Here is a 21093-nt window from a genome sequence, read left to right as displayed (position 1 = left end):
AATAAATGCTGCGGCGCCACAGCGGTATTAGGTACCTATTAGTAAGACTAGTAGAGTGAAAATGAGCTGTGGTTAAATAAATATTTTATTTTTATTAATTCTTTGCGCTGCATTGTTATAAAGGTTAATTTTATGCGGGCATAAAAAAGCCCAGCGTGAACACTGGGCTTTGTATAACAAGTTTGATTAATGCTTTTGCATACGGCTCATTTCTGTATGGCAGCTTTGCATTGTTAACAGTACTTTTGATAATGCAGCTTCGCAATCATGTGGCTGTGGTTTTTGCATGGCTGACTTTATTTCTTCGAGTGTTTTGTCTTCTACTTCTTCTAGCTCTTTAACGTAGGTTTGGTCGTTATTTGAGCTGAACTTAGTAATAAGCGCGGTGTAAGCACGGCGAGCTTCAACAGCAAAAGAGGAGCCATCTTCTCGTTCACCTTGTTCATTAATAGCGTAAGGTTGTAAGCTTTCAATGCTCACTTTACGTGCGTCGATCATACGTTGAAAAAGTGCACCTATGGCAGGATCTTGAACTTTCTCCTGAGCTTTTTCATAAAAATCGATGCCGCTGTTCATTACTTGGATAATGTCAGTGATATGATTTACTTCTGTTCCTTGATGGGTATTCATAATGTTGACCTCTTTAAGTTAAATGAATATTAAAGTTCAATTAACTTAAAGCAATGGTCATTCCATTATTTTGTTTGTGTTATACGTCTGATTTTAAAGCGTTATTTAAATTTATCAGACTCACTTAGAAATAGACGTAAGCAAATTTTACACAGGAGTATGTAAGACTGTTACTTTAACTCATCAGCAACTTCAGCTACTTTTTGCCTTAACCAAATATGACTTGCGTCTCTGTGCAGTAACGGGCTCCAGATCATATCTAACTCAAAAGGTGGAATTGGGAAAGGAGGATCGAGGATCTTTAAACCTGGGTCATCTAAATAAATATTGGCGGCCTTTGAGGGTAATGTAGCGACTAAGTTTTGCTCTTTTGCTAAATGAATTGCGACATGATAATTACGTGTAAAAGTGGCAATGCTACGATGCTTACCAAAGTGGGCGAGTGCTTCATCTACCCAGCCCAGTTTTTGCACATCTTTAGGATCCATGCCAACACCCACACCAAAGCCTGTTTTACTTACCCAAATATGCCGTGCTTTTAAATAACTATCTAGACTAAAACTTTCAATTATCGGGTTGTCAGCCTTAACTAAACAACAAAAGCTATCTTTCCATATACGTTTATGATGAAACGATTGCGGTAAATTTTCAAAACGATTGATCGCCATATCGACCTTACCATTTTCAACATCATGAAAGGTTACATCGCTTGGAGTCAAAATGTCTAAAGTGGTGTCAGGTGCTTCTGTATGCAGCTTACTGAGTAGCTTAGGCGCAAGTGTACTGGCTGCGTAATCACTAGCCATAATACGAAACACGCGTTTACTTTGGCTGGCTTCAAACTCGCGGTTAGGAGCAAGTGTCTCTTCGAGTGTCATTAATATACCGCGGATCACTGGCTGTAATTCAAGCGCTCGCTCTGTGGGTACCATACCGTCACTTGTGCGAACTAAAATGGGGTCGTTAAATAAGTTACGTAAGCGTTTTAGGCCATTGCTCATTGCAGGCTGTGTGATGCTCAGTTGGTTTGCGGCACGCGTAACATTACATTCGCGTAATAACGTATCCAAATAAACAAGTAAATTTAAGTCTATTTTGCTGATGTTCATTGTGTGTCCTTTCGTTTACCAACTATGGATAAAACGCTGTGAGCTAGGGTATGGATAAATGTGGCTAACAAGGCCATTTTTAACATTTTTTTGCGCTTGTTGCCAAAATTCGACATCGAGTAATTCAGGATGCGTTTGCGTAAAAATCGCTTTATAACAATGGTTTGGCATTACAAAGGTGCATAATTGCTCTGGGAAGACATCTTGGGGTGCCACAGAGTAACTTTGTTCGTTAGTTAAGTAATCATCGTAGGTTTTTGGTTTAGGTAAGGCTCGAAAATTCATATCAGTAAGATATTGGACTTCATCGTAATCGTAAAAAATGATTCGCTTGTGATTACTGACCCCAAAATTTTTCAAAAGCATGTCGCCAGGGAAAATATTTACCGCAATCATCTCTTTCAACGCTTGCCCGTACTCGATAATGGCAGTACGTGCATCTTCTTCGTTGGCACTTTCTAGAAATAAGTTCAGCGGTGTCATTCTTCGCTCTATATAGAGGTGTTTTATAATCAACAAATCCCCCTCAATCACCATTGATGACCCTATTGTTGCCTTTAACTGTGTTAATAATGTAGCGTTAAAGCGTGCCAGTGGGAATACGACGTTAGAATACTCTATGGTGTCAGCCATTCGGCCGACTCGGTCATGGCTTTTAACTAATTGGTAGCGTTTTAGAACAGTGTCACGACCAAAAGGCTTACTCTCACCAAATTTGTCTTTAATTATTTTGAACACGTAGCCAAAAGAAGGTTGCGTGAATACCATCATCACCATTCCCGGTGTGCCTGGGGCGATAATAAAATCGTCGTTTGAGCGCTCTAGGTGCGTTAAAAATTCACGGTAAAACTCGGTTTTTCCTTGCTTGTGAAAACCAATCGCGTTGTACAGTTCAGCAAGGGTTTTATTCGGCATTAGCTGATTTAAAAAACGGACTAATGCAGAGGGCGCATGGGTTTCAACCATAAAATAAGCACGGGCAAAACCAAAAATAACCCGCATTTGTGATGATTTAGTGAGTAGGGCGTCTAAATATAAACCTTTATCTTCATGGTGAAGAACGGCAATAATAAAAGGCTGCACACCGCTTTGCGAAACAACACGGCCTACAATGTAGGCGGCTTTATTACGATAAAAGGGAGTTTGTAATATATCAAAACGCATTTGCCATGCACTGTGGTGTGTATCTGGCGCTTGTTTATAAAATGCTTTAACAAGTAAGCGAATATCGCGTTCTAAGTCATTAAAAGAGGCTTTAAAGTCAAATTGCTCAATAATTTTACGGATCGTGGGTTTTAAGCCATCAATAACAGGAAAATAACTACGATACTCTGCTTCAATTGGTAACGCAGGGGCATCAGCGAGTGTGGCTTTAACAAAAATGAAATTATTATTAAAATAACGACGATGAGATAATCGACAAAAAACAGAGTTGTAAAATGTTTCAGCTAATTCTGCCTGTGGGTGAAAAAGCAAGAACTGTTGATAGTGCTGCTTTGTTGCAAGCCATAGCGATTCATCAAGTTGTGTTGTTAGGTACTCGTCTTTGAGTTGTTGCGTTGTTTCATTTACTCGGTCATCGTAATAACTGATCCGCAAACGACTAATTTCGTGCATTTTAGACCAGTCTTTATGCGCAAAGGCAAGCGGGGCTTGTGCTGTAATTTTTTGAAATAATAAATAGTGCTTTTTAAAGCCTTTTAAAATGAATTCGGCAATCTCGTGCGCGCACATATGGCTACTCCTAGAATACGGTGTAGAGTATATGCTCTACTGATGTTAAGAGTATGCTAAATATTAGTAAAACCCAATAGCTTATTCATAACGTTTTAACTTTTTTTCTAATGCAGCCAGTTTTTTTTCTGTTGATTTTTTCTTTTTTGCGTAGGTTTTATCGATTCGTTTGATCTGCTTTTTAATGTCTTTTGCAGTGTGCTTTTTATCATCATCACTCATCAGGCGTGTTAGGCGTTCTTGCTGATTATATTCAGCGGTATCGCGTTTACGGCTTAAAATTGCAAGTGTATGTTTTACGCTGCGGATCTCGCTATGGAGGTTGCGTACTATTTGTTCGCGCTCAAGTGCATTGAGGGATTTAGTATGATCAATTTTGGATGAGTCTGCTACGTTAGCCGTTGTGACTTTATGCTGGGTTGCTTGTCCACTGCATGGGAATTGACTGAAGGTCGTTACTTTATCCGTGATGCATTTATAGTAATGAGTATCATTAGCTATTAGGCTTGATGTGAAAAGAACGATAAAGAAAATAAAAAAAATTGCGGGTGATTTCATTACTTTTAACCTTCCTTAGTCAGGTAATAATAAAAACTATAACCTAACTAGGGCAAATCGCAAATTAAATGCTCAAGCCCTAATAGACATCTATAAGGGCTGTTGTGTAGGCTAATGCGTAAATGTTCTTAGCTTTTTAATACTATGTACTAAAAATGGGATATCTAAACTTTGCTCAATTGAAAAGCCTTGTGCAGCAGATATATTTTTATAATTACCCTCAGAATCAATCAAAGTAATGCGATCTTTTTTGTACGCAATGAAGACACCTTGTGAATAATTAACACCGATATCGTCTTTTTTACTATATAAATTAACGCCCAGCATGCTTTGTTTTGTAACATTAGGGCAGTTTAAGTATTGGCCTACACTGGTAGCAATGAGATCGCTTGGTTGGATTAGGCCATCAGCTCGAGTGACTTTTTTATCTGAGCTATATAAAGTAGAGACACTGACAATACTATTGTTATCAGTCGCCAAACTAAAAGCGAAAATATGGGTGTTATTATCACGAACTGTGGTCTGTGCATCTGCATTTACGATACGGATTGCAGCACCATCTGTTTTAGCTCCATTTATATATGTGAAATCTTCAAATCCAGTGACCGAAAGGCTACGACGTTGTGTTTGCCACACCGGAAGATTCTGCTCGTCCATAAGTACTGCTTTATAATAAGCAGGCAGGCCATAAATTAGACTAAAAAGTGCATCTTGATGATCAACAGCTTGTAAAAACTGCTCTGTTTTATATAAGTCTGTATGCTGCTTAGCAAACTCATCTAGATTTGCTGTAGAGCTAAATACTAAGATATCAATGGTTGCGGGCGTAAAATTTTCGCATCGGGTTAGTGGTGAAGGGGCACTATAATTAATATTTTGCGATGTGAGTTTAACATTGTGTGCCTGCTTGTAGCTTTCAATATCTAATAAATCATTCTTTGCTAATAAACTTTTAGCCGTGGTTGGATAAGATAGCGGCAACACGTTATCTTGCTTGGTGATATCAAATTTTAAATTAGCATCAGCCCAAATATGAATACTGTGGCTCATAGCAAAACATACTAATAAAAATGAGCTGGCGTATCGTGCGAACTTATACTGTTTTAAACGTGCTAAATGATGCCAAGTATAGTTACTTGCAAGTAATTGAAATGCAAAAATAAGTATGACAATCCCGCCAGCAAGTAAACTGGTTAACCCCGGGCTGCTGGTTAATCTATGCCATAATAAAGTCACAATTTCAGGCAATGCTGAACTACTTAAGTGATAACCTAAATTAAAATATACGTAAGCGTCAAGCGTAAGTAGTGATGCTCCGCAGGTTGCAAGAATGGCGGCCATTCCACGAATATGCCGAGGGTAGGGGAATATAAGGCTTAACGGAAAAATCGTCAGCACAAAGGCAATAAAGGTAATAAAGCTAGTGTGGCTAAGCCAAGTAACTAGCATATAAACATACCCGATTGCAGTTGTCGGTGGCGAGTCGGCAAATAAGTAACTTAAACTAATAAGCAAAACTAAACCAATATTAGCGAAGGTGAACCAATGGCCCCAACTTAATAATTGACTCGCTTTAGACGAAAACTGATTGTGCTGCGATAAATTCATAAAGTTTATTTAACCGATTGCGCAAGTGCTTTCGCAAAGTTATCCGCAACGGCTTGTCTTTTCCCTCTTGGTACATGCTCTTTTAAGATATGCGTGATAGAATTTCCTAAACACATAAGACTTAAATCAACCGGCGCATTGTGTTTAGTTAACACATCAATGAGTTGATCGACGATTTGTTCTACTTCATCATTAGAATATTTTGATAAGATTGGCATCAGTTGGTTCAATAAAAGAGTTATATTCTCACATTTTAACACCAGAGGCGTGAAAAACAAAGATGGCAATAGATGTTAAAAAGTTAGTCGTTCATTATGTAGACAAAAAAGACGACGATACGCAAATTCATTTGCGCAATGACGAAATGGCAGTGAATGAAAAAGTCGCTGTATTCATCGAGCAACTGCATCACGCATATAACGGTAAACCAGGTAAAGGTTATTGTGCATTTAGCGGAGATAAAAATAGTGTGGTTGCATCTGCAATGCAAAGTTATCGTAATGACGAACTTGGCTTTTGGCACATGACAGAGCAAGCAACTACTGTATTAAAAGAAGAATTAAATAAGTATGCGTTTAACGAAACCGGCTATTTAATTTTTTGTCATTACCAATACGTCGCAACGGATTATATGTTGATTGCGATGATCAACATTAAAGAGCACTATTCAATTACCTCTGAACTTGATTTAGCCTCATCACGTCATTTAGATATATCTCGCATGCAACTTGCTGCACGTATTGATTTAACTGCATGGGATACTCAAGCTGAAGATAATCGTTATATTTCGTTTATTAAAGGGCGAGCTGGGCGTAAAGTAGCCGACTTCTTTTTAGACTTTTTAGGCTGTGAAGAAGGCATTGATCCTAAGCAGCAAAGTCAAGTGATGCTCAGTGCAGTTGAAGATTACCTATCAGAGCAACAATTTGATAAGTCTGAAAAAGACGACTTGCGAAAACAAGTTTTCGATTATTGTAATGATTGTGTCACCACAGGTGAAGACGCGAATGTCAGCGAATTATCCGCAACCTTGACTAAAGGTGACGACAACCCGTTTGAAAGCTTTTGTAAAGAGCAAAGTTATGATTTAGAAGAGTCATTTCCAGTTGACAAGAAAACAGTGACAAGTATGGTTAAGTTTTCAGGTCTTGGTGGTGGTGTAAGCATTAGCTTTGAACGTAAGCATTTAGGTGAACGCGTTATGTATAACGACGCTACTGATACGTTGGTTATCAAAGGCATTCCGCCTAACTTAAAAGATCAGTTACAGCGCTTTATGGAAAATGAGAAAGAGTAAGCTTAAAACAGAGTTACAAATAAAGCCGCGAGATCTAACGCGGCTTTATTCTTTGTTTGAGTTGTACTTACTGTTAATTTTCTATGAACTTCACAGTAATATTACTTTTGTGTTTTGCACGTAATTTTTAACCCAATTACAGAACTTCTTGGCCTAAAGTCTGATTGAGCATGACAGGCAAAATTACGATGATTCCATCTCCAGTTGCCTTTTCCATAGCGAAGCGTGTTTTCAGTCTGATCTTCTAGTCCCATTTCCATCATTCGTTTATTGATATCAGAAAAAGTGGCGTTGAAAAAACCATTGTTGTCAGGCGTAGATGAAAAATTTCTTGCGTACATTTTCCCTTGATAAACAATTTCACCCATGCCATTTATAAATCTTGCACTCACATTATGGATAGGAACATTTGAATATTGATATTTACTGGGGGCTAAAAAAGAGTACTCGTAATTAAAACTACCTTGCGGGATGATATATTGCTGCTCAATTAAATCTAAATTCAAAAGTACTAATTGGTTCAAGCCAATATAATTCAAAGCATCTTTGACAGTATTAATCTCTTTAGGGATCTCGTTAACTATTGGGCTTTGAGAAGCACTTTCATTTTTTTGGGCAACGGTTGATGCACTTTTCTTACAAGGAATGTCGGTATATGACACATTCCCTTGTTCATCTTCGCACATATACACTTTTGCTTGTGTGACAAAGCTTGATAAAAGTAGCATAGTGAGTATAAGTTTGGTCATATCATTCCTTGGTTTTTATAATGAATTTATTTTTTCTTGCGTGAGTTCCATATAACGTAAATGGACCTGTATTTCACAGTTGTTTTCAGCAATTTGGTCCATTGTATTTTCAATGGCATATTTTATCGAGTTACTTTTATTTTTATTATAATGAGCTTGTTGTTTTTCAAGATGAGCGTTTAACCTCTCGTTCTCTTTTTTTAATCTATCCTTACTATTTTCGTGCGTCTTTAAAACATTCATCGCATTTTTTTTTGTAGTGTACTGTTTATTCATCGTATAGGAAGAACTACCTTGATAATAATTACCATGATATGAGATAGACTTATTGCAACTGAGTATTGTGCCCGAGCCTTTTATGGGAACTTCCGCACCGGGGGTATACTCTTCATGTTCTTCTTCAGAGCCATGAGATTGGTTTTCATTTTTATTCTTTGCTTTTGGAGTGGGGGTTGACTCAATACCCTCGACTACTTCCGCACTTTGACTCGTAGGAACATCAGAAAAATGACGAACACCATTCTTATCGACCCAGCTGTAAACTTGTTGTGCACAAACGGACACTGAAAATAATACAGCACCAATAAGCAACTTAAATTTTATCAGGTTATTACGCATAAAACCTCCTTGTGAATTGACTCGAATGAGTATTTTATTATAGTGATGTATTAGGCTAGAAAACCCATTATTCTGTCAAGGGGAAATTATTAATATGAAAGGGATTATTTATTTTTTACTGGCTATATTTGTGTTGTTGGTTTGTTATAACAAATTGGTTGAAAGAAAAGTAGTCGTTGATTATCACAAAATGAGTGAACAAATGCACAATGAAGCAAAACTTAAGCAGCAAATGGTTGCTCAAGATATCCAGCGTCAAATGCAATCTAGGGGGGGGCAAATTGATAAACATATCTTACTTCATAATATCGATCCAACGATTCCAAAGGTTGGAGAGTTAGAACAGCGATGCAAGGAGTTAACATTGAAATCTGATATGTCTCAATCTATTTATGATAAAAATATAGCAGAACTCGAATGTGAAAAATATGAGGCGTACAAATTAGCGAGTGAAAGCTAGGGCGTGTTGACCTTTCGTGATTGATTTTGCAGCAGACTGTTTGGTATTTAGGCAAGGCAGCGCCTATGTAGTGTGGTTGTTCCCCATAAATAGGCGATAACGCAGTATAAATGCCAAACATGCGCTGCCCAAAGGGTTCTTCCTAGGGGCGATTGACTCTTTGTTACCTACAGGGATGTAGGTAAGGGGCGTGAGCAGGACGCGGAAGCTTTGCTCGGTTTTTACTTAGCCCGCTAGGTTACAAACCTCGCGCCGCGATTAAATCGCCCCTAGGTTGAACAAATTTCAATCCACAAAGGTCAACGCGCCCTAGGGTGTATTTATCTTTCTAGGTTAATTGTAGCAGTATGTTTGGTTTTTAGGCAAAGGAGAGCCCGTTTAGTTGGTTATCGCTATTTCATTATCGCCACTAGTAATAAAAAAGCCGCGATAAACGCGGCTTTGACTCTGTTTTACTTAAAGAACGATCACGAACCGCCTGTTGTGCCAGTACCTGTAACTGGTTTTTCAGTTATGGTGCATTCAATGGGAAGATCAATAACCACTTCATTTGTCGCACTCGCGGCGAAATCAGGAGAAGTCACATAAGTTCGGCTGACTTGATCCCATACTCTTACTTTATAATCACCTTCAACAACGTTTGAAAAAGTTGCTGTGCCGTCATTTGCAGTATATGAGTAGGTCACGTAGTTATTGCTTGAATCAATCAAATACGCGTAAGTTGAAGTTGCTGCCGGTGGGGCTTCAACATCACCTTCAGCGTTGTTACTACAAGCATATTGTGTTTTAATTTTTTGATCTACTCGCGCTGGAGCAGTATCAAGCGTTAGCACTAGTTTCTTCCCATCCAACTCACAAATGTCATTTAGTTTTAATCTAGATGCTGAAGCATCAACCGGATTATTAGCGTCACCTTCGATCCCATCAATAATATTAGTGCCATTATTTAATAGCGACATAAATACGGAAAATGACGGCGGGTTAGCTATCGTAGACTTATTGTAGTAACGGAATTCATACCCACGTTTAAGTTTACGGTAACCACCAGATTGAGATTCCACAAGCAGGTCAAATGCGGTTACATTATCAGTTGAGCCATCTGCATATTTGATGTCAAACTGAACTTTGCGATCATCACCGCATTGGCCAAAGTTAGGTTCGCGCCAGTTAAAGAAATCAAGATTCCAGTAAGATAAGTGAGTTACCTGAACTGCTACGTCAAAAACATCAGCGTTATCAGCATTTACTTGAGCAACACCATAGCTTTCAAAAGCCCATTGCGCTTCATCCGCATCGTAACTCCATACAGGGATTATATCACCTGCCTTGATTGGGCGTGTCGCAATTGCTGAGCCATCAGAGGAAACACAGGCGCCTTTGCGAAAGTAAGCACTATCAGTTGATTTAGACGCATCAACAGCAAAAGCAGCCACTGTAGCTTGGTCTAGATTATCTAAATCAGCATAAGTCATTGGGCAGGCGTTTGATGTTTTAACTTCTACTTGCATTTTAACTTCAATTGAGTTTTTAGTGGCGTTGTCACCATCACCCGTTGAGCCAAACTCTTTCACTTTGTTACCAGCATCATCGGTCAATTCGATGGCAACAAAACCAGCGGTTGTAAATGAGCCTGTGGTTGTGACTTCAGTCGTTACATTATCTGCGGTAGGAACAGAAACGGCTAGGTCAAGACCACCAGGGAAGTAATCTAGTGCTGATTCAGGGCGACTCTCATTATTGTCGTTTGCAGCAGCACTGGAGCTGGCTTCATTGTTAAAATACGCAACAGCAAGGGAAGGGGCGCTTGTTAAAGGAACTAGCTCACCAGCTTCATTTTTAGCAAGCATTTTAGATCCACTGGGTATTGATATTTGAACCCCCCCTTTGTCGCTAGTGGCACTGCCATTGGTTTTAGTTACTGTTTTGGCAAGCTTTAATGCTGAGCCATCAGATGTTTCAAGTGATCCATCTTCTTTAAATGTAACCGTAGCGCCATTTTCGGCTAAATCATTCACTGATTTTTCTTCAGACACAATAGCAACATTATCAGCGTCAATACTACGAGAAACTAATGTTACAGTTTCTGCAACTTCAGAATCATCAACTGATAAAGTAATTACTTTACTGTTATTAAAATAGCCAGGAGCAGTAAAATTGACTGTTATTGATGTTTCAGCAGTGAGTTCTGATAATGACGCCGCAAATAAGCCTGCGCCATTGGTAATCGTTAAATCATCGGCTGTTAACGCTTCGCCTTTGGTTGAAACAACATTGGCTGAATTTTTTGTGATCTTTACTGTAATAGGTACATCAGCAGAGCCTAAGCTATTACCTTCGCTATCTTTTACAACTACAGTGAAAAAACCAGCTTGTTTTTCAGATGTGGTACCTGCAGGCAGTTCAACAACCTTTTGTGTTGGTGTCGGTTCTACCGGAGGAGGTGTTTTGTCATTGTCACTAGAACATGCAGCCAAAGTTGCTGTTAGACCTAATGCTATGGCGAGTTGTGTTAGTTTGAACTTATGAATTTCCATAATTTAACTTTCCTTTGAGAATTATATTAACTAAAAGTTGTCTCTAATTATCCGCAGAAATACTGCTTACCCGCATTAAATTAGCATGCAATAAAGTTGTATTAAAAATAAGCAAAGTGATAGTAGCAAATGGGTTTGTTAATATATAGTGTCAAGTGATGGTTTTTTGTTTTTTTTTGTTTGTAGTAAGTAACTTTAATTTGTTTGTAGTAAGTAACTTTAATTTGTATGTAGTACTCGGGTCTGTTGATCTTTGATGATTGAAATTTATTCAAACTCAGGCGGTTCAATCGCGGCGGGAGATTTGGAATCGAGTGGACTAAGTAAAATCGAGCAAAGCCTCCGCGCTCTGCTCATGCCCTTTATCTACATCCGTACAGGTAATAAACAGTTAGTCGCCCCTTGGGAGAACCCTTTGGGCAGCGCATGTTTGGCATTTATACTGCGTTATCGCCTATTTATGGGGAACAACCACACTACATCGGCGCTGCCTTGCCTAAATACCAAATAGACTGCTGTAAAATCAATCACGAAAGGTCAACACGCCCTAGTTATAGCGCAATTTTCTTGTCATTAAATAGACCCCATATCTAAGTAGATTGGTATAAGAGTTACCAAATAAAAAGTAGGGGATTACAGAGATAAAAACTTCAGTTGTTTGGGGCTTTACACTTTAGTGTCAATTTAGGTTTCAGCTATAAACGAAAAAGCCGTGTTAATTTTATTAACACGGCTTTTTTATTTAGTACTTAACTAAACAATGTGAGTTATTAAGCACTCAATGTTTTAGTCATTGCAGCACTAGCACGACCAGCTGGCTTTAATGAACCGGCACGCAAGCCACTATCTGGAATCGCTTCACGCTTATCATGTGCCATTGCCTTAGGCGTATGAACAACATCGCTATCAGCGACTGGTGTAGGTTGTGCCATTGGCGCACTTGCTTTTCCAGTTGTGATCACTGTTTTAGTGTTAGAAACAGTTTGTGTTGGTGCTTTTTCAACTACTGGAGTAGGCTCAGTAACAACAGGTGTTTCTTCAACTACTACAGGAGTAGGCTCAGTAACAACAGGTGTTTCTTCAACTACAGCAGGAGTAGGCTCAGTAACAACAGGTGTTTCTTCAACTACAGCAGGAGTAGGCTCAGTAACAACAGGTGTTTCTTCAACTACTGCAGGAGCAGGCTCAGTAACAACTGGTGTTTCTTCAACTACTGCAGGAGTCGGCTCAGTAACCACAGATGTTTCTTCAACTACTGCAGGAGTAGGCTCAGTAACCACAGATGTTTCTTCAACTACTGCAGGAGTAGGCTCAGCAACCACAGGTGTTTCTTCAACTACTGCAGGAGTCGGCTCAGTAACTACAGGTGTTTCTTCAACCACTTCAGGAGTCGGCTCAGTAACCACAGGTGTTTCTTCAACTACTGCAGGAGTAGACTCAGCAACCACAGGTGTTTCTTCAACTACAGCAGAAGTAGGCTCAGCAACCACAGGTGTTTCATCAACAACTTCAGGAGTAGGCTCTGCGACAACAGGTGCTGCTTTAACTACTTCAGGAGCAGATTCATTCGCTTCAGTAATCGCATTTTCTTTTGCTTTTAACTCCGCTTCATATTCGGCTGCGGCTTGATCTGCAACTGGAATAAACGCTGGCGGTTGTGTACTTTGTGTTTGAGTAGCTTCTTCACCTTCAGGACGACGACGACGTTGGCCTGCGGCACGTAAATGGCGAGGTGAGCGGCGTGAACGTGTACGTGTTTGGCCTTGCTCTTCATCTGCAGAGGCAGCATCTTGTTCATTCACAACTACCTGTTCAATGTCTTGTGCAGGTGTTTCAACAACCGGTGCTTTTTCTACAACAACGTCTTCAGTTTTTGTCGGGGTCTGAGTCGGTTTTTCATCAGCAACAGCTTGCTGTTGATCATCAGTTGCAACAACTTGGCTATCTTCAGCTTGTAAGCGTACCTTTTTACGTATGTTACGACGTTGACGGCGAACTTTTGGTTTTTGTTCAGTAGTTTCAACTGTAACATCTTTTACTTCAGGTGTAGTTGCTGCTGCAACTGCCACTTCTTTTTTATCGTCATTACGAGTTTCATTACGTTTACGCGAGTTAGGATTGCGACGACGTTTATTACGATTATCGTTTCTTTCCTGCTGCTCAGTACTTGTTGATGCATTATCGTTTTTAACAACAACAGCTTCTTCTGTTGAACGCTCATTAACCGGCTTATTACGTGAGTTGTTGTTACGACGACGTTGATTGTTTCGACGACGAGTATCACCATCATTGTTACGATTGCGGTTATTGCGGTTACTCTGTGCAGTTTGCTGTTCTTGTTTCTTTACTTCTTCTTTCTTTTCAGATGAATCAGCGAATAACGATTTGAACCAGTTGCTAATAGTTGTCAGCAAGCTAACTTGCTCTGCAGCTGGCTGACTGGCTGTTTGCGTTGGAGCTGGCTTTTCAACAGCTTGCGGGGCCGGTGTCGAAGGCATTACTACACCTTTTAAAACTGGCTCCTCACGTACTACCGCTGTTGGTGTTTTTGATGTTTCAAATACTTCTTGCTCAGGAGCAATCACTTGCTCATAGCTTACAGTCTCGATGGTTTCGTCTTTACGTAAGCGCATAACTTCGTAATGAGGCGTTTCCATGTGTTGATTAGGAATAATCACAACATCGCAATTATGACGTTTTTCAATGCGATGTACGCTACGACGTTGCTCATTTAACAAATAAGCGGCAACAGCAACAGGCACTTGTGCGTTAACTTGTGACGTATTGTCTTTAATCGCTTCTTCTTCGATTAAACGTAGGATTGATAATGCAATCGACTCGTTTGAACGAATAGTACCTTGGCCACTACAGCGTGGGCATGGACCTTGGCTTGCTTCACCTAATGAAGGGCGCAAGCGCTGACGCGACATTTCTAGTAAGCCAAAACGTGAGATCTTACCAATTTGTACACGGGCACGATCTGGACGTACAGCATCTTTTAAGCGGTTTTCTACTTCACGTTGATGACGTGGGGGTGTCATGTCGATGAAATCGATAACGATTAAGCCACCTAAGTCACGTAAACGCAATTGGCGAGCAATTTCGTCAGCAGCTTCTAAGTTGGTGTTAAGCGCTGTTTCTTCGATATCACCGCCTTTAGTGGCTTTTGATGAATTGATATCGATAGAGGTAAGTGCTTCAGTTGGATCAATTACAATTGAACCGCCAGAAGGCAGGCGAACTTCACGTTGAAATGCTGACTCAATTTGGCTTTCGATTTGATAATGAGTAAACAGTGGGACTTCACCTTGATAAAGTTTTACACGGCTCATGAAGTCAGGGCGAAAACGCTCTATATGCGCTTTTGCTTCTTCAAATACTCGGGCTTTATCAATCAGTATTTCACCGATGTCACGACGTAAGTAATCGCGAATAGCACGGAAAATCACGTTGCTTTCTTGATGAATTAGGAACGGAGCTTTACCGCCATCAGACGCTTGTTGAATCGCATCCCAATGTACTAATAGCGCTTTTAAGTCGTAGTTAAGCTCTTCAAATGATTTGCCAACACCAGCAGTACGCACGATTAAACCCATACCTTTAGGCAGTTCTAAACGGCTTAATGCTTCTTTAAGTTCTGTACGCTCATCACCTTCGATACGACGAGAAATACCGCCAGCACGTGGGTTGTTTGGCATAAGCACTAAATAGCTACCAGCAACACTAATAAACGTAGTAAGAGCTGCGCCTTTTTGTCCGCGCTCTTCTTTATCTACTTGAACAATGACTTCTTGACCTTCTTTGATCACGTCACGTATGTTCGGACGACCGTGAAAGGTATAACCTGTCGGGAAGTAAGTGCGAGCAATTTCTTTTAAAGGAAGGAATCCGTGACGATCAGCGCCATACTCAACAAAAGCGGCTTCTAGTGACGGTTCTATACGTGTGATTTTGCCTTTATAAATATTGGCTTTTTTTTGTTCGTGACCCGGGCTTTCGATATCTAAATCATACAGGCGCTGGCCATCAACCAGTGCTACGCGCATTTCTTCTTGCTGCGTCGCATTGATTAGCATACGTTTCATATTGTTACTCTACTGTGTTATGTCTCTGACATGACGAAACTTTTCGCCTGTTCAGTTGCTCCCATCGCTTCTTTTTATACAATCTCACGACTGGATCTGTGGGGGAGCTTTGCTCTGTATCCGTTTAAGTATCTTTATGGTGCTGGCTGACAATAACGTGTTGTCACGTTATTAGATTCTAAATAGGGGGAAAACAAATGACTGTTTTTACAGTTATCTATTTGAGTTCTGCCCAGAGTCGACCATGTATTAAATTAACTTGTACGATTTACAATGCATCTGCTGAACGGCGTATTGTACGCCGTCACGATCAGACAAATTATTTGTTCATTGCTTTTTTTATCAACATTAAAAAACACATCGTGGTCAAACTTAACTAGCGATATATTACGCGCATCGGAGTTAATTGAACGCACGTGCAAACTAGGTATGTATAAAAGCTTTGGAAAACTTAACTCGGATCTGTATGATCAATTACCCAGAATGTGCATCACGAATGTATTAATGTGTTAAAAAGCACCGTTGTTATGTGCAAATTTATATTTGCGCTAGCGATTATCCCATTATTATAACCGTGTTAGCAACTAAATTATTTTTACTTAAATCAGTGATTAGGCAATGTCAGAAAAAACCGGCTTACAAGTATCTTTCGTCACGATTACCGAAGACCATTTAGGTCAACGGATTGATAACTTTCTTATTACCCACTTAAAAGGGGTGCCTAAAAGCGCTGTTTACCGAATCCTTCGAAAAGGTGAGGTGCGTGTGAACAAAAAACGTATCAAACCTGTTTACAAACTTCAACTTGACGATATTGTGCGTATCCCGCCAATTAAAATCGCTGAGCGTGAAGAGTTTGTACCAAAAAATTTAGATGTAGTAACTAAGCTTGAAGACGCTATTTTATTTGAAGACAAGTATCTTATTGTAATTAATAAACCTTCAGGCATGGCTGTGCACGGTGGCAGCGGTTTAAGTTATGGGCTTATTGAAGCGTTGCGTGTTCTACGCCCTGAAGAGCGAAGCTTAGAGCTTGTGCATCGGTTAGATCGGGATACATCAGGTTGCTTATTGATTTCAAAACGTCGTTCTGTACTGACCAGTCTTCATGAACAGTTACGTGAAAAAACCATGGAAAAAAACTATTGGGCATTGGTTGATGGCCAGTGGGATTCAAAAGATAAAAACGTTACCGAAGGGCTGTTGAAGAACACCTTGCAATCGGGTGAGCGTGTTGTTCGTGTTAATAACACCGAAGGTAAGCCATCTCATACACGCTTTAAAGTGTTAGAACGTTTTGATGAATGCTCACTGGTGCAGGCATCACCCGTTACTGGTCGTACGCACCAAATTCGTGTTCACACTCAGTGCCGTGGGCATGCTATTGCTTGCGATGACAAATACGGTAACCAAGCATTTGATGCAGCGATGCGTAAAATTGGTTTAGGGCGGTTATTTTTGCATGCACATGACTTGAGTTTTTATCACCCTAAAAACGAAACCACCATGCGTGTTGAAGCACCACTTGATAAAGCACTTGTTAATTGTATTAAAACATTACGTGCAGCCAAATCGTGAAATCCTATAAATTAGTGATATTTGATTGGGATGGCACAGTGATGGATTCAGTGACAAAAATAGTAAACTGCATGCATCAATCTGCGATATTATGTGGCTTAGTTGCTCCGAGTGACGAAGAAACCGCCAATATTATAGGCTTATCACTTGAACAGGCTGTGGCTACTTTATTTCCTAACGATGCAGATTTATATGCTGACTTGATCGCAGGCTATAAACATCAATATAAATATGTAGATGTAACGCCAACCCCTTTATTCGAAGGTGTTGAGCAAACTTTAGCTGCATTAAAAAATAGTGGTGTGTTGTTAGCTGTTGCAACCGGGAAAAGCCGTGCTGGGCTTGAGCGTTTACTCGATGAAACAAAGCTTAGGAATTATTTTGTTGCAACGCGCACCAGCGATGATGCATTGTCAAAACCAGCGCCTGATATGCTATTACAATTACTTGATGAGCTCAATATGAGTGCTCTTGATGCGTTAATGGTTGGTGACACTAAAATCGACATGGCCATGGCGAAAGCAGCCAATATTGACCGCCTAGGTGTGACGATGGGCGTACACAACGCCCAACAGCTGCAAGAGTTTGCGCCAATTGCTACGGTTGATTCGTATCAGCAATTAGGTGCGCTCTTACTTGATCGTTAGGCTTGATTACTTAATACATCAACCCCAAACTCAGTCAATAATTGGCTGAGTTTGATCAATGGTAACCCAATCAAACTGTTTGGATCATCGCCATTGAGTTTCTCAAATAAACAAATACCTAAGCCTTCACTTTTAAAGCTGCCAGCACAATTGTAAGGTTGTTCAGCATCGCAATAAGCGCTTATTTGCTCATGCGAAAGGCTTTTGAACGTGACATCAAAGGGTTCGACGCGTGTTTTTGTTGTGTTTGAAAGAATGTCGTATACGCACAAGCCAGTTAAAAAAGTGACTGTATTACCGCTAAATAGGCTCAGTTGCTTTATTGCGTTTTCTTTATTGTGGGGTTTACCCAAAATTTGCTGGTCAAATATTGCAACTTGATCAGAACCAATGACTAAACCCGCTTTAAAAAGGCCTGTTGCAGCGCGGGCTTTGAGCTCACTTAATCGAGAAACAAGCGCAATCGGTGTTTCGTTTACGTGAGGGGTTTCGTCAACATCAGGTGAAAAAGTATCAAATGGTAGATTAAATTTTTGCAATAAAGACTGACGAAAGGGTGAACTTGAGGCTAAAATGAGAGGGTGCTTCATGGATTGTTTTCCTAATGAAAATCAGATTGAGTTAGGATAAATCAGATCCGTAAGTAAAACAAAGAAATGAATCACGAAAAACCAGTTAAAAATGGTTTTTTACTTTGACTAACCAAGTAACTATCTATATGATGCAGCCCCTATGCAAAAGGTGAAAATTCCCATCACTCTTCATCCAGGCAAAGCAGCTCAACACCGTTTAAAGTATGACGGCATTGTACCGCTTGAAAAACTTACCCGTTTACGGGAAGTTGTGCAGGAAGAAGTAGGTGAAATAGCGGTAAAAATTCATTGCAAAAACGACGATCAAGGTTTCGCTGTGATTAGAGGCAATTTGTCCACACACGTTACTGTCACTTGTCAACGTTGTAATGGTAATTTAGGGTTGGATTTGGTTCAAGACTTTGTTTATTCCCCAATTGGAGAGGATACAGAGTCAGATATTTTTCCAGAAGACTACGATGAAGTAGCGCTTGATGAAAATGGTGAAATTAACGTTTTTGAGTTAATCGAAGACGAACTAATTTTAGCAGTTCCATTAGTTGCTACCCACAACGAAGCTTCATGCAGTTATTCAGCAAAGCCTGCCAGCTTTGGTGTTTTAAAGGCGGAAGATGATAAACCTAATCCATTTGATATTTTGAAACAACTTAAGAAAGATTCTTAGGAGAAGACTATGGCTGTACAAAAAAGCAAAAAGTCTCGTGCAAGACGCGGCATGCGCCGTTCACACGATGCGATCAGTGGTCCAACTTTAACTGTAGACCAAACATCTGGTGAGACTCATCGTCGTCACCATGTGACTGCAGATGGTTACTACAAAGGCGTTCAAGTAATTTCTAAATAAGAGATTGCTTTTATGCTGACCAATCTAACCATTGCGTTAGATATGATGGGGGGCGATTATGGCCCCCGTTCATCTATCCCCGCAGCCGTTAACGCGGTAAATGCCAATGCCAACTTAAGTTTAATCTTATGTGGTAACGAACAAGTAATATCTAAAGAACTCGAATCGCTTGATTCTCTTTCCCATCCTCGTTTAATTATTCGTCATTGCACTGAAGTTGTCACCAATAGCTGTGAACCGTCTTCTGCTGTGCGAGCAAAAAAAGATTCCTCAATGCGCGTTGCCCTTGATTTAGTTAAATCAGGTGAAGCACAGGCGTGTGTGAGTGCCGGAAACACCGGTGCACTATTATTCATGGCTCACTATGTACTGAAAATGCTTCCAGGTGTAAAGCGCCCAGCATTAATTTCAGCAGTACCAACGGAGCGTAAAAACCCTGTTTACTTACTTGATTTAGGTGCCAATGTGCATTGTGATGCGCAAACCTTGTATCAGTTTGGCATTATGGGGTCGGTGGTCGCAGGGCAAGCGCTTGGTTGTGATAATCCTAAAGTCAGTTTATTAAATATTGGCTCTGAAGCGATTAAAGGCCATGAAGATATTAAGCAAGCTGCAGAGCTTATGCAGCAATGTAAGTATATAAATTATACCGGTTATAGCGAAGGCAGTGATATATTTACTGGTAAATCAGACGTTATAGTTTGCGAAGGTTTTGTGGGCAATGTCGCTTTAAAAACGTGCGAAGGGATTGCAAAACTCATTATGTTTAAGCTTACTAAAGCACTGCGCAAGCACTTTTTCTATAAATGCTTAGCCTTTTTGCTACGCCCAGTAATAAAAAAACTCTATAAAAGGGTGAACCCCGACCAGTATAACGGCGCTTCTCTGGTAGGATTGCGCGGTATTGTCGTAAAAAGCCATGGAAATGCCTCCGCTAAAGCATTTCATGCTGCTATCGACGAAGCTGCTAAAGAAGTTGAGCGTCAACTTCCTGAAAAAATTGCAGCTATTTTCGAGCAAACACATTCAACTAAAAAGTAGCGACTGACGAGTAGATCTTGTTGTCAGGCGTTTACTTAAACAATTATTTATTTGTTTAATTTAAAGAGCAAAGTATGGCACAAAAAATTGCACTTGTTTTTCCAGGTCAAGGCTCACAATCAGTGGGTATGTTAAGTGAACTTTTAGAGCAATCGGATATAGTAAAAGCAACGTTTGCAGAAGCATCACACGCACTAGGTTATGATTTGGCTGCATTAGTACTTAATGGACCAGAACAAGAACTAAATCAAACCCATCGTACTCAACCTGCACTATTAACAGCCTCAGTGGCTATTTACCGTCAATGGTTATCAGCAAATTCAGATGCAGAAGTAACAATGGCTGGTCACAGCTTAGGTGAATATTCAGCATTGGTGTGTGCCGATGTATTAAGTTTAGGGGAAGCTGTAAAGCTCGTTGAAAACCGTGGTTTATACATGCAAGAAGCTGTGCCTGCAGGCGTCGGCTCTATGGCTGCAATCATTGGTTTAGGTGATGATGAAATCCAAACTGCGTGCGAAGCATCTGCACAAGGTGAGGTTGTATCGCCAGTAAATTATAATTCACCAGGTCAAGTTGTGATTGCAGGCCATAAAGCCGCAGTTGATAGAGCGTCACAGGCGTGTAAAGAAGCCGGTGCCAAACGTGCATTGCCTTTATCTGTAAGCGTGCCATCACATTGTGAACTGATGAAGCCTGCAGCAGAAAAATTAGCGACGGATTTAGCGGCTTTAACATTTAATACACCTAAGTGTGATGTAATTAATAACGTTGATGTAACCGCTGCAAGCGCAGCAGATGCGATTAAAGACGCATTGGTTCGTCAATTATACAGCCCAGTACGTTGGACTGAGACAGTACAAGCGTTAGTAGCGCAAGGTATTACCCAAAGTTACGAATTTGGTCCTGGTAAAGTATTAACAGGCCTTGCAAAGCGTATTGATAAAGCAATGGTATGTGGTTCGGTTAATAGCCAATCAGCCATTGACGAAGCAAAATAAGAGTAGG

19 protein-coding genes are annotated in these 21093 nt (G+C 40.1%); 8 read left to right on the top strand and 11 right to left on the bottom strand.

Features of this window, described 5'->3' with window-relative positions; translation table 11 throughout:
• Positions 1-186: 186 nt before the first annotated feature.
• The 6 genes from A7967_RS05625 to A7967_RS05600 form a co-directional block, all read right to left on the bottom strand.
• Positions 187-630, bottom strand: a complete 444-nt coding sequence (locus tag A7967_RS05625) for a ferritin-like domain-containing protein (RefSeq protein ID WP_054203543.1) — start codon at positions 628-630, stop codon at positions 187-189.
• Between the two features lie 170 nt (positions 631-800).
• The gene (locus A7967_RS05620; RefSeq protein WP_064435476.1) at positions 801-1739 is read right to left on the bottom strand and encodes a LysR family transcriptional regulator; all 939 of its coding nucleotides are present in this window, start codon (positions 1737-1739) and stop codon (positions 801-803) included.
• A 15-nt stretch (positions 1740-1754) separates the two neighbouring features.
• On the bottom strand, positions 1755-3473 hold the full coding sequence (aceK, locus tag A7967_RS05615; RefSeq protein WP_064435475.1) for a bifunctional isocitrate dehydrogenase kinase/phosphatase: 1719 nt from the start codon (positions 3471-3473) through the stop codon (positions 1755-1757).
• Between the two features lie 81 nt (positions 3474-3554).
• Positions 3555-4031, bottom strand: a complete 477-nt coding sequence (locus A7967_RS05610; protein WP_054203546.1) for a hypothetical protein — start codon at positions 4029-4031, stop codon at positions 3555-3557.
• A 111-nt stretch (positions 4032-4142) separates the two neighbouring features.
• Positions 4143-5639, bottom strand: coding sequence for a DUF3413 domain-containing protein (locus A7967_RS05605; protein ID WP_054453404.1), 1497 nt, complete (start codon positions 5637-5639; stop codon positions 4143-4145).
• 5 nt (positions 5640-5644) lie between these two features.
• Positions 5645-5857 (bottom strand): YejL family protein, encoded by a 213-nt coding sequence (locus tag A7967_RS05600; RefSeq protein WP_064435474.1) that lies wholly within the window; start codon positions 5855-5857, stop codon positions 5645-5647.
• A 62-nt stretch (positions 5858-5919) separates the two neighbouring features.
• Between A7967_RS05600 and yejK the strand changes: the two genes are divergently transcribed.
• Positions 5920-6936: a nucleoid-associated protein YejK gene (gene yejK / locus A7967_RS05595; protein WP_054203548.1), complete on the top strand. Its 1017-nt coding sequence runs from the start codon at positions 5920-5922 to the stop codon at positions 6934-6936.
• Positions 6937-7037: 101 nt separating this feature from the next.
• Here yejK and A7967_RS05590 read toward each other — a convergent pair whose 3' ends face one another.
• Complete coding sequence (locus tag A7967_RS05590) at positions 7038-7685, bottom strand: DUF4124 domain-containing protein (RefSeq protein ID WP_054203549.1); 648 nt, start codon at positions 7683-7685, stop codon at positions 7038-7040.
• A 15-nt stretch (positions 7686-7700) separates the two neighbouring features.
• Entirely contained in the window at positions 7701-8303 is a 603-nt protein-coding gene (locus A7967_RS05585) for a DUF4124 domain-containing protein (RefSeq protein ID WP_054453406.1), read from the bottom strand.
• A 94-nt stretch (positions 8304-8397) separates the two neighbouring features.
• Here A7967_RS05585 and A7967_RS22710 point away from each other — a divergent pair, with 94 nt between their 5' ends.
• Positions 8398-8763, top strand: coding sequence for a hypothetical protein (locus A7967_RS22710; RefSeq protein WP_054453408.1), 366 nt, complete (start codon positions 8398-8400; stop codon positions 8761-8763).
• A 467-nt stretch (positions 8764-9230) separates the two neighbouring features.
• Here the strand turns inward: A7967_RS22710 and A7967_RS05575 are convergent, their stop codons facing one another.
• A complete protein-coding gene (locus A7967_RS05575; RefSeq protein WP_064435473.1) occupies positions 9231-11297 on the bottom strand; it encodes a hypothetical protein in 2067 nt (688 codons plus the stop codon).
• Positions 11298-12067: 770 nt separating this feature from the next.
• Positions 12068-15382: a ribonuclease E gene (rne, locus tag A7967_RS05570; protein WP_064435472.1), complete on the bottom strand. Its 3315-nt coding sequence runs from the start codon at positions 15380-15382 to the stop codon at positions 12068-12070.
• Positions 15383-16000: 618 nt separating this feature from the next.
• On the opposite strand from rne, the gene rluC reads away from it, so the two are divergent.
• Both rluC and A7967_RS05560 read left to right on the top strand, forming a co-directional pair.
• Complete coding sequence (rluC, locus tag A7967_RS05565) at positions 16001-16960, top strand: 23S rRNA pseudouridine(955/2504/2580) synthase RluC (RefSeq protein ID WP_054203554.1); 960 nt, start codon at positions 16001-16003, stop codon at positions 16958-16960.
• The gene (locus tag A7967_RS05560; protein ID WP_054203555.1) at positions 16957-17607 is read left to right on the top strand and encodes an HAD-IA family hydrolase; all 651 of its coding nucleotides are present in this window, start codon (positions 16957-16959) and stop codon (positions 17605-17607) included. The genes rluC and A7967_RS05560 overlap by 4 nt, the downstream gene beginning before the upstream one ends.
• Here A7967_RS05560 and A7967_RS05555 read toward each other — a convergent pair.
• Positions 17604-18197 (bottom strand): Maf family protein, encoded by a 594-nt coding sequence (locus tag A7967_RS05555; RefSeq protein WP_054203556.1) that lies wholly within the window; start codon positions 18195-18197, stop codon positions 17604-17606. The genes A7967_RS05560 and A7967_RS05555 overlap by 4 nt on opposite strands.
• 142 nt (positions 18198-18339) lie before the next feature.
• Between A7967_RS05555 and yceD the strand changes: the two genes are divergently transcribed.
• The 4 genes from yceD (at position 18340) to fabD (ending at position 21086) form a co-directional block, all read left to right on the top strand.
• Positions 18340-18864 (top strand): 23S rRNA accumulation protein YceD, encoded by a 525-nt coding sequence (yceD, locus tag A7967_RS05550; RefSeq protein ID WP_054203557.1) that lies wholly within the window; start codon positions 18340-18342, stop codon positions 18862-18864.
• A 9-nt stretch (positions 18865-18873) separates the two neighbouring features.
• Entirely contained in the window at positions 18874-19044 is a 171-nt protein-coding gene (rpmF, locus tag A7967_RS05545; RefSeq protein WP_002962381.1) for a 50S ribosomal protein L32, read from the top strand.
• 12 nt (positions 19045-19056) lie between these two features.
• Positions 19057-20085, top strand: coding sequence for a phosphate acyltransferase PlsX (gene plsX, locus A7967_RS05540; RefSeq protein WP_054203558.1), 1029 nt, complete (start codon positions 19057-19059; stop codon positions 20083-20085).
• 74 nt (positions 20086-20159) lie between these two features.
• Positions 20160-21086, top strand: a complete 927-nt coding sequence (gene fabD / locus A7967_RS05535; RefSeq protein WP_054203559.1) for an ACP S-malonyltransferase — start codon at positions 20160-20162, stop codon at positions 21084-21086.
• Positions 21087-21093: the final 7 nt, after the last annotated feature.

The sequence above is a fragment of the Pseudoalteromonas neustonica genome (genome assembly GCF_001653135.1).
GTDB classification, from domain to species: Bacteria; Pseudomonadota; Gammaproteobacteria; order Enterobacterales; family Alteromonadaceae; genus Pseudoalteromonas; species Pseudoalteromonas neustonica.
Note: the sequence above shows the minus strand (reverse complement) of the source record. Positions and strands in the feature narration are given on the sequence as shown.